13 protein-coding genes are annotated in these 14,825 nt (G+C 69.2%); 5 read left to right on the top strand and 8 right to left on the bottom strand.

The features are described 5' to 3' along the window. Positions 1-24: 24 nt before the first annotated feature. A complete protein-coding gene (gene lspA, locus ACX9TP_RS02565) occupies positions 25-651 on the bottom strand; it encodes a signal peptidase II (RefSeq protein ID WP_482978109.1) in 627 nt (208 codons plus the stop codon). Between the two features lie 141 nt (positions 652-792). Between lspA and ACX9TP_RS02560 the strand changes: the two genes are divergently transcribed. After that, positions 793-1,146: a hypothetical protein gene (locus ACX9TP_RS02560; protein ID WP_482978108.1), complete on the top strand. Its 354-nt coding sequence runs from the start codon at positions 793-795 to the stop codon at positions 1,144-1,146. Positions 1,147-1,198: 52 nt separating this feature from the next. Here the strand turns inward: ACX9TP_RS02560 and ACX9TP_RS02555 are convergent, their stop codons facing one another. Continuing rightward, a complete protein-coding gene (locus ACX9TP_RS02555) occupies positions 1,199-2,803 on the bottom strand; it encodes an endonuclease/exonuclease/phosphatase family protein (RefSeq protein WP_482978107.1) in 1,605 nt (534 codons plus the stop codon). A 189-nt stretch (positions 2,804-2,992) separates the two neighbouring features. Between ACX9TP_RS02555 and ACX9TP_RS02550 the strand changes: the two genes are divergently transcribed. Beyond that, positions 2,993-3,754 (top strand): Mut7-C RNAse domain-containing protein, encoded by a 762-nt coding sequence (locus ACX9TP_RS02550; protein ID WP_482978106.1) that lies wholly within the window; start codon positions 2,993-2,995, stop codon positions 3,752-3,754. A gap of 57 nt (positions 3,755-3,811) precedes the next feature. Beyond that, a complete protein-coding gene (locus ACX9TP_RS02545) occupies positions 3,812-4,081 on the top strand; it encodes a hypothetical protein (protein WP_482978105.1) in 270 nt (89 codons plus the stop codon). Here the strand turns inward: ACX9TP_RS02545 and ACX9TP_RS02540 are convergent. The 3 genes from ACX9TP_RS02540 to ACX9TP_RS02530 are packed head-to-tail and all read right to left on the bottom strand — an operon-like array spanning position 4,059 to position 7,472. Continuing rightward, the gene (locus tag ACX9TP_RS02540) at positions 4,059-4,529 is read right to left on the bottom strand and encodes an NUDIX hydrolase (RefSeq protein ID WP_482982354.1); all 471 of its coding nucleotides are present in this window, start codon (positions 4,527-4,529) and stop codon (positions 4,059-4,061) included. The genes ACX9TP_RS02545 and ACX9TP_RS02540 overlap by 23 nt on opposite strands. Then, on the bottom strand, positions 4,529-6,070 hold the full coding sequence (locus ACX9TP_RS02535; RefSeq protein WP_482978104.1) for a DUF2380 domain-containing protein: 1,542 nt from the start codon (positions 6,068-6,070) through the stop codon (positions 4,529-4,531). Before ACX9TP_RS02535 ends, ACX9TP_RS02540 begins: the two co-directional genes overlap by 1 nt. Then, the gene (locus ACX9TP_RS02530; protein WP_482978103.1) at positions 6,060-7,472 is read right to left on the bottom strand and encodes a hypothetical protein; all 1,413 of its coding nucleotides are present in this window, start codon (positions 7,470-7,472) and stop codon (positions 6,060-6,062) included. Before ACX9TP_RS02530 ends, ACX9TP_RS02535 begins: the two co-directional genes overlap by 11 nt. A gap of 127 nt (positions 7,473-7,599) precedes the next feature. Between ACX9TP_RS02530 and ACX9TP_RS02525 the strand changes: the two genes are divergently transcribed. Then, positions 7,600-7,731 carry a hypothetical protein gene (locus tag ACX9TP_RS02525; protein WP_482978102.1) on the top strand — a complete coding sequence of 44 codons (132 nt, stop codon included), beginning with the start codon at positions 7,600-7,602 and terminating at the stop codon, positions 7,729-7,731. A 475-nt stretch (positions 7,732-8,206) separates the two neighbouring features. Beyond that, positions 8,207-10,531, top strand: coding sequence for a Kelch repeat-containing protein (locus tag ACX9TP_RS02520; RefSeq protein WP_482978101.1), 2,325 nt, complete (start codon positions 8,207-8,209; stop codon positions 10,529-10,531). A gap of 103 nt (positions 10,532-10,634) precedes the next feature. Here ACX9TP_RS02520 and ileS read toward each other — a convergent pair whose 3' ends face one another. Genes ileS through ACX9TP_RS02505 form a run of 3 tightly spaced genes read right to left on the bottom strand, consistent with a single transcriptional unit; the run spans position 10,635 to position 14,819 of the window. Next, positions 10,635-13,535, bottom strand: a complete 2,901-nt coding sequence (gene ileS / locus ACX9TP_RS02515) for an isoleucine--tRNA ligase (RefSeq protein ID WP_482978100.1) — start codon at positions 13,533-13,535, stop codon at positions 10,635-10,637. A 35-nt stretch (positions 13,536-13,570) separates the two neighbouring features. Beyond that, positions 13,571-14,458 (bottom strand): hypothetical protein, encoded by an 888-nt coding sequence (locus ACX9TP_RS02510; protein WP_482978099.1) that lies wholly within the window; start codon positions 14,456-14,458, stop codon positions 13,571-13,573. A 37-nt stretch (positions 14,459-14,495) separates the two neighbouring features. After that, complete coding sequence (locus tag ACX9TP_RS02505) at positions 14,496-14,819, bottom strand: hypothetical protein (protein WP_482978098.1); 324 nt, start codon at positions 14,817-14,819, stop codon at positions 14,496-14,498. Positions 14,820-14,825 lie beyond the last annotated feature (6 nt).

Here is a 14,825-nt window from a genome sequence, read left to right as displayed (position 1 = left end):
CTTACACCACGAGCCCCCCGCCCGTCACGGATTGGGGCTCTGCGTCAGCGGCGCGGCGACGGGCTGCGGACGGCGCACCCGCAGCGAGTCCAGCAGCATGAAGGCCACGCCCACACAGATGGCGGCGTCCGCCACGTTGAAGGTGGGCCATCGCATGCCGGGCTGGTTGCGCCAGTGCCAGTCGATGAAGTCGATGACGTAGCCGCGAATCAGCCGGTCCACGAAGTTGCCCAGCGCGCCGCCCGTAATCAGCGCCAGCGCCACGCGCACCAGCCGCTGCTCCACCTCCGTGCGCCGGTACATGAGGAAGATGAACGCCAGCGCCGCCAGGCTCACCACGTGGAAGAAGACCTTGCGCACCCCGTCCGGCAGGTTGCCGAACAGCCCCCAGGCCGCGCCCGGGTTCTCCACGTAGCGGAAGTGCCAGTAGTCCTCGATGAAGCGGTGCGGCCGCGACACGCGACGCGGGCCGTCCACCGGCGGCGGGTCGTTGTCCAGGTTGCGCTCGGCGAGGAAGCCCGTCACGCGCGCCAGCCCCTCCTGACCATCCAGTGCGTTGGTCAGCCGGGACACGGCCAGGTACTTGGTCACCTGATCTGCTACGAGCACGGTGACCGCCACGAGGATGAGAAGGCGGAGTGGGGCTTTCATGATGCGTCCCACACCTCTAACCCGCTCCACGGATTCCTGACAACCCGGAGAGCCCCCCGGCGGCAGGCGGCCCGCCCGCTCTGTCTCCCAGCCAGCGCCCATTTCGGGCATGGTGCCCGCATGTCGCCTGTTGAGCCCGACGTGAATCCTCCCCTGTCCGACACGCCCCCACCCGCGGAGGCCGCCGCGAAGCCGGCGAAGCCTTCGCTCATGGTCCGCTTCAAGAACCTGCTGCTGGAGTACGGGCCGCTGGCGCTGCTGATGAACTACGTCATCTTCGGCCTGGTCATCGTGGGCTTCTACGCGGCCATCCAGCTCGGCTTCCAGGCGGAGACCACGGGCGCGAAGGCCGGCAGCTGGGCGGCGGCCTACGCCGCGTCACAGGTGGTGAAGCCGCTGCGGCTGGCCGCCGTGTTCGTGCTCACGCCGCTCGTCGCCCGGATTCCTCCGGTGGCGCGGTTCATCGAGCGCAACAAGCACAAGTGGAGCTTCTGAAGGCCGGCGGCGGCACCGGGGAGCCCGGGCCGCCGCGCTCACGTCCCGCGCTTCAGAAGTTGGGGACGTGGAAGTCCTTCACCACGCCCATGTGCTGCATGCTGGGGGCGCCGCTGTCGTTGGAGAGTGCGGGCGAAATCTCGGAGATGGGCGTGTAGACGCGGCTGTCGAGCACCAGGCCGTTGGCGAAGGTGCTGAAGCTCGTGGCCCCCCGGACGACGGTGGCCTGCTGGTACTGCCGCAGGTCCGAGTCCACCAGCACGTGGTCATACGGCTTGGAGCGGGAGGCGTTGGTGCCGCCATTGCCGTTCTTGTCCGCCGGGTGGGGACCCGCCGTCGTCACCACCTGGCCCAGCGTGCTGAGGCAGCTCTCGCTGCGACTGTCCGTGTTCAAGTCGCCGCCGATGGTCAGGTAGTCGCCCGCGGGGATGTTGGCCTTGATGCGGGAGACGAGGCTGATGGCCTCCGCGTTGCGGTCACCGGAGCCGGTCGTGAGCAGGTGCACGCTGATGGCCCAGAGGTCCTTCGGGCCGGGGATGTCGATGCGCGCCCAGGCGAAGTCGCGGTTGGAGACTTCCGGGTCGGTCCACTCGCCGGACTCGATGATGGGCCAGCGGCTGATGATGCCGTTGGGAATCTGCGCGCTGGCCTCGCGGAAGTAGGAGAAGCCCGTGCCGCCGACCAGGTCCACCATCGAGCGGATGTCCGCGGTCGAGTTCGTCTTGTAGTTGAACTCCTGGATGAGGATGACGTCCGGCTTCATGCCCTGCATCAACCGGATGCCGTGGCCCGGGTCGTAGTCCTGGCCGTTCCCGCTGGTGATGTTGGCCGCCATGATGCGGATGTCCGTGTAGCCCTGCGGAGTGCCCGCATCCGTGCCCGCGTCCGTTCCACCGGTGCCCGCGTCGGTTCCAGCGTCCGTCCCACCGGTGCCCGCGTCCGTCACCGTGCCAGCATCCGTGCCGCCCGTGCCCGCGTCCGTTCCACCGGTGCCCGCGTCCGTCACCGTTCCAGCGTCGGTGCCGCCCGTGCCCGCGTCCGTGCCGCCGGTGCCCGCGTCGGTGCCGCCGGTGCCCGCGTCCGTGCCGCCCGTGCCCGCGTCCGTCGCCGTTCCAGCGTCGGTGCCGCCCGTGCCCGCGTCCGTCCCACCGGTGCCCGCGTCCGTGCCGCCCGTGCCCGCATCCGGCTCGTCGGTGCCCGCATCGCCCTTCGGGCCGCCGTCCGATTCGGTGCCCCCGTCCTTCGAGTCGCCCGCGTCCGTCTCCACGGGGATGACGCCAGCGTCGGTCCCCGCGTCCTCGCTGCCGGCATCCTCCGTGCCCGCGTCGAGCGCCGCGCACACTTCATTCGGCACGCAGTAGCCCGCGCCGCCGTCCTCATTGCCCACGCAGCACGCCGCCTGGGACGGCTCGCACGCCGCCTGTGGATCACACGCCGGCACGCAGATGGAGCGGCCGTAGTGCTCCACGAAGCGGCAGGACGCGCCCTCCGGGCAGGTAGCGGAGGCGCGCGAGGGCTCGCAGTCCGCCCACAGCACGCCACCGTCCTCCAACGGCAGAGGGACCTGGGGGGTAACCGGGTCCTCACCACCACATGCAAGGACGAGCGCCGTGAGCGACATCGCCGCACACAGGATGGAAGTAAGCGTCTTCTTCATGCGGACGAGCCCAATGATGTGTTGTCGAGGGGGGATGCTGGGCCGTCGCGCCAGGGCGCGGACGACCCAGGGAGTATAGAGGGCCGCCGAGTGACAGTCTTGTGACTTACCGCTCGACTACATGTTTACACCCCGATTTCTGGCCGCAGAGCCATGGAAGCCCGGACAGAGCCGTGCAATGGAGGGGGCATGCAGCCGAAGCCCGGGGTGACGGTGCGCTTCTACGGGGCGCTGAACGACTTCCTGCCGCCGGAGCGCCGGGGCCAGGAGTTCACCCACGCGCCGCAGGGTACCCCCTCGGTGAAGGACCTCATCGAGTCGCTGGGGCCGCCGCACCCGGAGGTGGACGTGGTGCTGGTGGATGGGGAGCCGGTGGACTTCGCGCACCGGGTGGCGCCGGGCTCGCGCGTGGTGGCCTATCCCCCCTTCCACTCCCTGGACATGGCGCCGGAGAAGCGCGTGGGTCCGCCGCCGCAGGACGTCCCCCGCTTCGTGCTGGATGTGGGGCTGGGGCGCCTGGTGGGCTTCCTGCGGATGCTCGGCTTCGACTCGCTGTGGCGCAACGACTACGCGGACGACACGCTCGCGCGCCTGTCGCATGACGAGGACCGCATCCTGCTCACGCGGGACATCGGCGTGCTCAAGCGCGGCGAGGTGGTGCGCGGCTACTTTCCCCGCTCCACGGACCCCGCGCACCAGTTGGTGGAGGTGGTGCGCCGCTTCGGCCTCGCCTCGCGCATGCGGCCCTTCTCCCGGTGCCTGGCCTGCAACGGCCCGCTCACCTCCGCCGAGCCGGACACCGTGCGCGACCGGATTCCCGAGCGCGTGGCGGAGCGGCACTCGCGTTTCCAGCAGTGCGCCGACTGCCAGCGTGTCTACTGGGCCGGCACCCACCAGCAACGCATGCAGGCACTGGTGGACAAGCTGCGACAGTTGGAAGACGCGGGGTAGGCGCGCCTTGCTTGTGACTGATGGGTGCGCGCTCTACCTTCTTGAGAGAAGCCCCTCATGCCCAAGACGCAAATCTCCGCTCACATCTCCCACGCCACGAGAGAGCAGGTCGAGCGCTACGCGGAGGCGCACGGAGTCAAAAAGGGGCAGCTCATCGAAGAGGCTCTGCTCCACCACCTGCAGGCCCTGCGCGAGTTGCCCGCCGACCTCATCATCCCTCCGCGTCTCGTGGTGGAACCGAAGACACTGGAGCGCGTCTCCGTGCACACCCGCGCGCGTCAGGTGGCAGGGGCGCCTTCTCCGGTCAGGCTTCCTCGTCGGGGATGAGCGTCCGGAGAAGCTCATCGTCAGGCCCGAGGGGACGCCAGCCAGCGGGCGGCGGATTGGCGAGGAGCGCGTCACTGGCTTGATCGACGCGGTCCCGATGCGTTTCAGGCGTGAAGCCGAACCACGAACCGAGCGCCATGGCGACCTCCATGCGTGCCTCGTCGTTCATCACCGCCGGCCAACCGTCAGGGAAGAACTCCCACCATTCACGCACGAACTGGCTACGCACCAGGCGCGTGAGCTGCTTGTTCCGCTCCGCCTCGGCTACCAACCCGCTGAACACCTGCACCCCGGCGACGTCGTCCCGTCCGAGTTCCTCGGCCAGCGCCACCAGCGAGGCGGTAGGGCGTGCCTCGGCAAAGGCGGTGAGCGAATCGTAGCCGAGTTCCCGAACCCGTTCAGATAGGCGGGCCTTCAGGTTGCCCCGCCAGGCGTCTCCACCGCTCATCATCCTCCCCAGGGCTCGAAGTTCATCGGGATTCTATAGCGCTTCATCTCTATCGCGACGAGCTTCAAGACTGCATCCCGCGTCAACATCCGCCCGGCCCTGAGCTCAGCTCTTTGGAGCACATCCATGATCATTCGATTCCATTCACCGGGCCACATGCGTCCCAGCTTCCAGTTCCCACCGCCGTGAATCGCCTCGTGGTGTGCCCGCTCCAGCCGGACGCAGAACTGGTTGATGTCCATGTCGTCCTTGAAGCCGCGCGGCTCGAACCACTCACGGTGCTCTCGCGGCAGGACGTGATGCAGCGGGTGCTCGGACATGCCTGCCCCGGCTCTGCCCGTCACCTTCATGCCCCGCACCTCGGGACTGTCGCCCAGCACGTCACGGAGTCCCTCCGGCAAGTCTCCGCTCGCCTGCGCCATCATCACCTGCCCTCCATGAATGCGGACAGCGGCGCTGACAGCCGAAATAGAGATGACGCCCGCTTGCACGAGGTGCCGAATCATCTCCACCCACTCGGCGGAAACGACCCACTGCGAGCCGGCCATGACACCGCCGGAGCCCATGACGAGACTCACGCCGCGCGTCGCTGGAGCGGCGGGCGGCAGACGGGGCAGCGACATCTTCAGCGTTGAGACCATGTTGAGCATCTCCATCGCCTGCGCCGCCGACATGAGCTTCCCGTTCTGCTCATTGGCCCTACGTACGCCGTTGCGGATGGCGCCGAACTCGCGAGTGAGCTGTCCCATCAACTCGGGCATCGCGGTGGCCGCCTCCTCCACCCTTTCGGCGTTTCCAGACGCGAAAGCCGCCATGATGGGCTGCATCCGCTCCTGCACGCGCTCCAGGTCCATGAGGAGCTGCTCGGCGCTGTATGCGGAGCACTCGCGAAGCACGACGTCCGCAAGCTGGAGGAAGTCGAGCCATGCCGCGAGCAGCATGGAGCCGAACATCGCCGACTGAAGGCGCGGGCCCGTCATCCGCAGGACGCCAAGCTCCATGTCCGCGTCGCCAACTTCCTCGGCAACCGCCACCAGCGCCGTCGTGCTACCGAGCGCGCTGTGCAGCCAGGGCAGCTGGTTGGAACAGTGGTCCAGGTATCGAGTGAAGGCGCCATGGGTGCCGCTCAGTCCCCGGTTGCCCAGGCGCGTAGATGGAAGGCTGGCCAGCTTGGAGAGAGCGCTCGCGACGCTGTCGGTCGAGTCCTTCACGCCATCCACTGCTTCGAGCACCGCATCGTGTACCTGCGACGCGCCCGCGCGAGCGCCGCCCGCCACGCCACCCGAGGCGGCCCCCGTCGATTCGTCCTGTGGCGCTTTGCGACGCGTCAGCCGACGTTGGAGCGCATCCCCCGCGATGGATGGCGGCGAAGCGTCCCAGGCAGGCGGGCGTTCCTCGTGCGGTGGTTGCGTCAGCGCGGGCCCCGAAGCACCGCGCGGCACGTCGTAGCGAAGGCTTTCGGTTCGGCTCGGTTCTCGTGAGAGCGACGCGCAGCCGGTGGAGAACATGGCTACGCACATCAGCAGGGCGTTAGCGCGCATGGTCCACCCCCAGGCCCACGGAGGCGAAGGCCCACGGACGCAGGGGCCCCTCCGCTTCAGGGAAGAGGAGCGTGCCGCCCGTGCCCATGGCGTAGAACTTCCCGCCGAGGAAGCGCCACCGGACATCCACAGTGCCGAGGTAGCGCGCCCCAGGCTGGCCCATGCCTACGCCCATTCCTTTCACAGCCAGCTCCAGGTTGCGGCGGAAGAGTTGCACCGCGACCCGCCCGTCCACGTCGAAACGGCCCCAGGTGAAGACCTCCGCGCCAAGCGAAAGCTTCAGGTGCTTCTGGAGCCCGCCGTAGCTGACGGCGTCCCAACCCACCTCTGCCTCGGCATGAAGCGAGTGGCCGTCCGGAAAGGGGGCATCCGCCAGCGGCATGCCTTCCGCGCCCGCCGCCTGGAAGCGCGCAAGCTCATAGTCCGGGCCGAAGACGCCCTGCCGGAAGCCGCCGTGCTGGCGCCGTCCCTCCAGCCGCAGCTTCATGTCCAGCGTGGACGTCAGCACGTCGAGCCCCGCGCCAACCACCGCACCCCATGCGCCACCTTCTCCGGGCCGCCCTCCCCAACCGGCAGACACGAAGGCCTCGTACGTCGGACGCACCCGGAAGACGGCCATCGCGTCCAGGTGTACCAGCGTCAACGAGGGTGCGCTCCCTCCGGCGTGCCCCCAGTCATGCACCGCCGACAGCGCCAGCGTGTAGCAAGCCGGTTCGCGCGGCTGGCCGAAGAAGACATGCTCCAGGTCCAGGGAGAACTCCGCGCCCATGAGACGCGAGCCCAGCACGTCCGAGGCGAAGGCTTCCGTGTAGAGAGGCCCCAACGTGCCGAGGAGGAAGCCTCCCGCCGGGTGGTAGTCCGGGTTCGTCCGGTTGGAGTAGCGCCGGACGAGATGGCCGGACAGGAGGGTGTAGTTCTCCAGTCCCCCGAACCACACGGCCAGAGGTGCGGTGCCGGAGCCCAGCTTGAGGCCGCGCACGAGCTGTCCCCAATCGGAGAGCGTGTCCCAATCTTCACGCCGTACGAGGCCCGCACCCTCACCTCCGCCCCACAACCGCAGCCTCACCGGGGCGCCCACGTTGACGCCAAACTCCGCGCCGCCATCGATGATGAATGTGGGCTCGATTTGAGCAAACCCTTGCTCCGCGCCCATGCCCGCGCGAGGCAGCAGCGCCCATGTCGTCGCCTCCACGCGCGTCAGGTAATGCCACTTGCGCGCCGGAGTCATCGCGATGGGCGCGGCCGCCTCTGGCTCCGACGCGGACGGTGCTTCCTTTGGTGCCTCGATAGCCGAGGCTTCCTCCCGCGCTGGTGGAACTGAAGGCTCGTCGCGCTCCTGCGCCCATGCGACGCACGGTAAGGGCAGCAGCAACCCAACGGCCCAACTTCGCATCCTGCGCATACACGTCTCCTGTGAATGCCCCAGGCGGGGCGTTGAAGCACACACGTTCCGGCTCTATGGTCACGTCTGGACGAGCGGGCCCCAGGTGGTCATCCGGTACTACGAGGCGCATCGGCTGAGTGACGGAATGAGACTGCCCATCTGCGCCTTGGCCCGGCTCGGCTCCGGGCAGCTCCGCAAGCGGCCCGAGTCCAAGCCCGGAACCGCCATCATCGACACCTACTACGCGGGCGTGTTCATCGTGGAGGAGTTCAGGTGAGCGGGCGCACGGACCGCTCCTGAAGCAGGGTCCACCGAGCGCGAGCGCAGGACACGCCCGAACCTCTTAGACGTCCTAACAAAACCGGCGGTCGCGCCGGCAGTGCCGAGGGAGCGGTTGCCGGCAAGGAGGTTTTGTTAGGATCTCTTAGGCACGTCCCCGTCATTCGCGAGCGCGACGGATGCGAGCAGGATGGCGAGCAGTGTGAATCGAGCCGAAAGTGGATTCCACGCGAAACCTGATTCCTGCCAGGTCAAGACAGACATCACCATGCCCGGCACGGCGGACGACAGACACGCGGCAACCCGGTAGCAATTGTCAAACGCGTGCATCAGGGATTTACTCCGCGAATCGGCCTTCCGTTCCCTGACGGCGGGCCGGTGCAAGGAATTGCACTCTCCCATCCACCCCTGCTCGTCCCCCGGCTCCAGGGGAGCGCGGCCATTCCCTGCCACCCTTCAGGCTAGGACTCCCGATGCACAAGCGAAGCAATGCGCAGTGGTCACTGCTCTGCCTCATGGCCCTGGTGGTGTCGTCCACGCTGGGCTGTGGCGCACCCGCCCCCACCGAGGAGACTCCCAGCTCGGGCTCCGTCCAGTTCGCGGGCTCCATTCCCCAGGCGCTCGCGGGGGATGACGTCACCCGGGTCACCGTCACCCTCACGGCCTCGGGCGTTCCCACCACCACGACCACGCTGACCCTGGCGAACGGCGCCTGGGGCGGGACGCTCTACCAGGTGCCCGCGGGAGCCAACCGCACCTTCACCGCGGAGGCCTTCAACGCCGTGGGCGTCCTGCGCTACCGGGGGCAGGCCACGGGCGTCACCATCACCGCGGGCGAGACGGCGGTGGTCGCCATCACCCTCCAGTCCATCGACACGACGCCCGCCTTCGACAACACCGTCCCCTGCATCGACTCGCTCGTGGCGTCGTCCAGCACGGTGCTCCCGGGTGGGAGCATCACCCTGAAGGCCACGGCGCATGACCCGGACGTGAATGACACGCTCACCTACGCCTGGACGGCCACGGGCGGCGGCTTCGGCTCCGCCGGCGCGACGACGACGACGTGGACGGCGCCACAGACCTCCGGGGCCTTCACCCTCACGCTGACCGTGACGGACTCGCGCGGCGCGTCGGCCAGCATCAACATCTCCGTCAACGTCATCTCCACGGACGGCGGGACGGCGGGCAACGCCAGCGTTGGCGTGTCCTTCAACACGTCGCCGACCGTGCGCGGCATCACCGTCTCCCGCTCGCCGGTGCCGGTGGGCCAGAGCACCACCGTCACGGTGGATGCCGTCGACGGGGACGGCGACACGCTGGCCTATCAGTGGACCGCGGCCTGCACCGGAACCTTCACCGGGGCGAACACGTCCAGCGCGTCCTTCACCCCCAGCGCGCTGCCCACCGGAGACCCGTGTGGCAACTGCCCGCTCACCGTCGCCGTGACGGACACGAAGGGCGGCCGGAGCCAGGGCACGCTGCGCGTCTGCGTGGGCCCGGGCACGGGCGCGAGCATCCCGCCCCGCATCATCCTGACGAACCAGTCCGCGACGTCGGTGGCCGGCGGCGGCAACGCCACCCTGCGAGTCATCGCCGAGGACGGTGACGGCAGCGCGCTCACCTTCGGCTGGACGGCGAGCACGGGCACCGTGGGGACGCCGACGAACAGCTTCACCTCCAGCGAGGTCCGCTGGACGGCCCCGGCCTGCGTGTCCTCGGGCGCCTCGCCGACCATCACCGCCACCGTCACCAACGCGCGGGGCTTCTCCGCCTCGCACACCTTCAGCGTCGGAGTCCTCAATGGCTCGGACTGCGGCAGCGGCGGCGCGGCGAAGTGGGAGACCACCGGCAGCATGCTCACGCTCCGCTTCCAGGGCACCCCGGTCCTGCTCAACTCCGGCAAGGTGCTGGTGTCGGGAGGCTACAACCCGACCGTCCTGGCCTCGGCCGAGCTCTATGACCCGGCCACGGGCACCTGGAGTGCCGCGGGCAGCATGACCCGTGCGCGCTGGGGCCACACGCTGACGCGCCTGCCTTCCGGCAAGGTCCTGGCCATTGGAGGTCTCTCCACCACGTCGGGCGACGGCGAGACCAAGAACGTCGACCTCTACGACCCCACGACCAACACCTGGACGGCGGGCGCGCCCCTGACCTTCTCGCGCGGGGGCCACACGGCCACCCTGCTGCCCTCGGGAAAGGTGCTGGTCATCGGAGGGACTTCCGCCGAGACGGGCGGTGGCCGCGTCCCCGAGCTGTATGACCCCGCGACCAACGCCTGGGTCCCCGTGACGAGTCCCACGGCCACGTCGCGCTCCACCCACGTGACGGTGCCCCTGCCCTCCGGGAAGCTCCTGGTCGCTGGCGGCGGAGCTGCGGCCGAGCTCTATGACCCGGCCACGGATTCCTGGGCGCCCGCCACCGGCCTGACGGGCACGAGTTGGACCCGTGCCTGGCTGCTGCCCTCCGGCAAGGTCCTGCTGAGCGTCGGGCTCATCTTCGCGCTGTATGACCCGCTGCTCAACACCCATACGAGCGCGGGCGCACTGGTCCACAACCGCACGTCCCACTCCCAGGTGATGTTGCCGTCGGGCAAGGTCTTCGTCGCTGGTGGCCAGCAGGACCTCGGCGCCCTCACGGAGCTCTTCGACCCGGCCACGGGCACCACCTCCTTCTCCGTGAGCATGCCGGCGGCCCGCTACGGCTTCGCCGCCGTCGTGCTTCCGTCGGGCAAGGTGCTCGTCGCCGGCGGTCACTTCTCGGGCGCCTACTACAACACGGCCTTCCTCTACACGCCCTGAGGACCCGCGCACCCCACCCACGCGCTCGTGAGCGGCGTGGGTGACAACGCAGGAGGCCCCGCGCGCGCAAAGGGCGCGGGGCCTCTCACGGCAGACGCGAGGCTCAGGCCGCCAGCGCCTCGCGGCACTTGAGGCACACCTCACCGCCCTGCCCCACGGCCTCCGAGTACGTCCAGCAGCGCGGGCACTTCTCGCCCTTCGCCGGCAGCACCTCGGCCATGACGCGCAGGCCCTCGCCGAACGCCTGCGCCACGTCCAGAATCTGCGCCTTCTCACCCGCCGAGTCCGACAGCTCCACCTGGCTGGTGATGAACAGGCCCGGCAGCTCGTCCAGGTGCGCCTTGAGGAAGTCGCGCGCCTTCGCGTCCGCCGTCAGCACCACCCGCGCCTCCAGCGACGCGCCGATGAGCTTGTCCCGCCGCGCCGCCTCCAGCACGCCCTGCACCGCGCCGCGCACCGCGAAGAGCTTGCCGTACCGCTCCGCCAGCGCCGGGTCCATCTTCGCCGCCGGCTCCGGGAAGCCCGCCAGGAACACGCTCTCCGACGCGTTGCCCGGCAGGTACTGCCACGCCTCCTCCGCCGTGAAGCTCATCACCGGCGCCAGCAGCCGCAGCAGCACCGACGCCACCTCGTGCAGCACCGTCTGCGCGCTGCGCCGCGCCTTGCCGTCCGCGCGCGACGTGTAGAGCCGGTCCTTCAGGATGTCGAAGTACACCGCGGACAAATCACCCGCGACGAAGTCCAGCACCGTCGCGTAGACGAGGTGGAACTCGTAGTCCTCGTACGCCTTGCGCACCCGCTCCACCACCTGCGCCAGCCGGCCGCGCGCCCACTGGTCCAGCGGCAGCAGCTCCTCCGCCGGCACCGTGTGCTTCGCCGGGTCGAAGTCGTAGAGGTTGCTCAGCGCGTAGCGGATGGTGTTGCGGACCTTCCGGTAGCTCTCCGACAGGCCCTTGAGAATCTGGTCCGACAGGCGCACGTCGTTGCGGTAGTCGCTCGCCGCCACCCACAAGCGCAGCACCTCGGCGCCGTACTGGGTGATGATTTTTTCCGGGGCGACGACGTTGCCCACGCTCTTCGACATCTTCTCGCCCTTGCCGTCCACCACGAAGCCGTGGGTGAGGCAGGCCTTGTACGGAGACATGTCGCGCGTGCCCACCGCCACCAGCATGGACGAGTGGAACCAGCCGCGGTGCTGGTCGCTGCCCTCCAGGAAGAGGTCCGCCGGAATCCGCTGCCGCTTCTCCAGCACCGCGGAGAACATGCACGCCGAGTCGAACCACACGTCGAGGATGTCCGTCTCGCGGCGGAACTCCGTCTTGCCGCAGCGCGGGCACTTGAAGTCCGCGGGCAGGAACTCCTTCACCGGCGTGCGGTACCAGACGCCCACGCCCTCGGTCTCCACGCGGTCCGCCACCCGGTCCATCAGCTCGGGAGACACCACCGCCTCCTCGCAGCCCTCGCAGTAGGCGATGCAGATGGGCACGCCCCACGTGCGCTGGCGGCTGATGGTCCAGTCCGGCCGCGTCTCCAGCATGCCGCGGATGCGGCTGTGCCCCCACGAGGGCACCCACTGCACGCGGTCCACCTCGTCCAGCACCGCCTGGCGGAACGTCTTCTCGCCGCGGAACGGCTTGTCCAGCGGGATGAACCACTGGTACGTCGCGCTCAGGATGATGGGGTTGTGGCAGCGCCAGCAGTGCGGATAGGCGTGCTTCACCGTGTCCTTCGCGTCGTTCAGCAGCGCGCCCTTCTCCACCAGCGTGGCGATGACGAGCGGGTTGGCCTCGAACACCTTCTTGCCCGCGAGCGCCTCGCCCACCGTGTCGTCGTAGCGGCCGTCCGGGCGCACCGGGTTGTAGATGTCCAGCCCGTACCTCAGGCCGACCTCGTAGTCCTCCTGGCCGTGCCCCGGCGCCGTGTGCACCAGGCCCGTACCGGCCTCCAGCGTCACGTGCTCCCCGAGGAGGAGGCGGCCGCGCCGCTCGTAGAACGGGTGCTGGTACGTCTGGTGCTCCAGCTCCTCGCCGCGCACGTAGCCGAGGATGCGGGACGGGTCCACGAGCGCCGCCGCAGAGACCTCACCGCCGGGCAGCTCCACGTGCTTCACCGCCAGCTCGTCCGACTTCACCTCCGCCAGCACCCTGGGCAGCAGGTCCTTGGCCACGCAGATGACGCGCGCGCCGAGCTGGTAGAAGACGTACTCGAACTCCGGGTGGACGGCGATGGCCAGGTTGGCCGGCAGCGTCCACGGCGTGGTGGTCCAGATGACGTACGCCACGTCCCGGCCCTTGAGCACGGGCAGCTTGTCGGCGATTTCCGGGCCGGCCTTGAAGGCCACGTACACGGACGGGGACTCGTGGTCCTCGTACTCGACTTCCGCTTCGGCCAGCGCCGTCTGGTCGGTGAGGCACCAGTACACCGGCTTCTTGCGGCGGTAGAGCATGTCCCGGCGCGCGAAGTTGGCCAGCTCGCGGATTTCCTGCGCCTCGTAGGGGAAGTCGAGCGTCTTGTAGGGCTTGTCCCACGACGCGAAGGTGCCCATGCGCTGGGCCTCGCCCTTCTGGATTTCGATGAACTCCAGCGCGTAGGCGCGGCACGCCTCCAGGAAGGCGTCGCGCGACAGGGTGCGCTTGTCCACCTTCTTGTCCTTGAGGCGCTTCTCCACGGCCTGCTCAATCGGCAGGCCGTGCGTGTCCCAGCCGGGGATGAAGTCGCACAGGCGCCCGGCCATGTTGCGGTACTTCACCACGATGTCCTTGAGCACGCGGTTGAGCGCGTGGCCGGCGTGCAGGTGGCCGTTGGCGTACGGCGGGCCGTCCGGCAGCACGAAGCGCTCGGCCTTCGCGTTGCGCTCCAGAATCCTGCCCCAGATGCCCCGCTCCGCCCACCACCCGAGCATCCGCGGCTCGAGCTGCGCCAGGTTCCCCTTCATGGGGAACTCCGTGCGGGGCAGGTTGACGCTGTCCTTGTAGTCCTTCTCTTTCGGGGGCGTGTCGCTCATGGCGAGAGCGGCCGTAACACGCTCCCCGGGTGCCTTCAATCGCCGCCGGGAGTCGCCGCCTCGGGGGAGACGGTGCGGCGCAGCACCACCACGGACTGCTGGCCGGACTCCAGGGGCTTGAGGATGAGCTCCACCTCTTCCTGACCGGCGCGGAACAGGCGCGGCTTCACTTCCTTGAAGCCCGCCTTGGCCAGCTCCGCCTTGTAGAAGGCGTCGACGTCCGACTCCTTCGCGCGCACCGAGTAGGTGACGGAGCGCACCGTCTCCAGGTCGCTCGTCAGGACGCCTTCCGCTCCCGAGTACACCGGCGCCACCGTGGACGTGGCGCCCGGCGGCTTCGACATGTCCGCCTCGCCCAGGTAGAGCGTGGTGGTGCCGTCCGGGTTGGGCTGGAAGATGACGGTGTAGGTAATGAACCGCTCGGGGTCCAGGGCGGTGAGCATCGGCTCGCGCAGCTTCTGCGGCTGCTGTTCCGGGGGGGCGACGTAGAGGCCCCACTCCACCCACCGGTCCACGATGTGCCCCATCAGGGGCTCAATCTTCTCCTCGCTGCGCACGGCCTTCATCCGCACGGGGATGCCGTCCGCCAGCATCACCCCCGGCACGTCGATGATGTCCTTCACCCGGGGCACGTCCCAGACGAAGGGCTGCCGGTAGACGGGCGGCACCTTCACGTCCGGCGGTATCTCCTTGAGCAGCTCCGGCTCCAGGTCTTCGACCCCGGGCAGGTAGCTCGTCTTCGGAGGCGGCAGCATCTGCGGAGGCGGGGTCGCCGCGGGCGGCTTCGCTGCCGCTGCGCCGGAAGGCTTCTCCTTCTTCGGGGGCTTCGCCTTCTCCGCGGGCTTCGGCGCGGCGGGGGCCCGTTCCTCGGCCGCACCGGTGCCGCTCATGCCCAGCACCAGCGCCAGCACACTCCACTTCATGCGTTACCTCGGCTCACAGGCCCGCGGCGCCCATCCGTCATTGCTCGTCCGGCACGGTCGCCGCCTTCTCCTTGCCGCTGGGCCCGTCCTTCGGGCAGCTGCTGCTGCACGTCTTGAAGGTCCGCTCGTACTTCTTGGTGCACTGCGTGGCGCAGGCCTGGAAGCGGGCACCGTCGCCGCCCTTGCTGGGCATGGCGGGAGGAGGGCAGCGGTCCATGCAGGCCTGGAGGCTCTCGCCGCCCTTGGTGGCGCAGTTGCCCTCGCACGTGGCCCGGTCGGCCAGCGCCGGAGAGGCGGTCAGCAGCGCGCCCAGGAATGCCATGGTGGCCAGGGCGAAGAAGGAGGGTCGCGTCGTCTTCATGGGGGG

It is taken from the genome of Pyxidicoccus sp. M15 (genome assembly GCF_056858435.1).
This window is presented reverse-complemented; position numbering and strand designations above follow the sequence as displayed.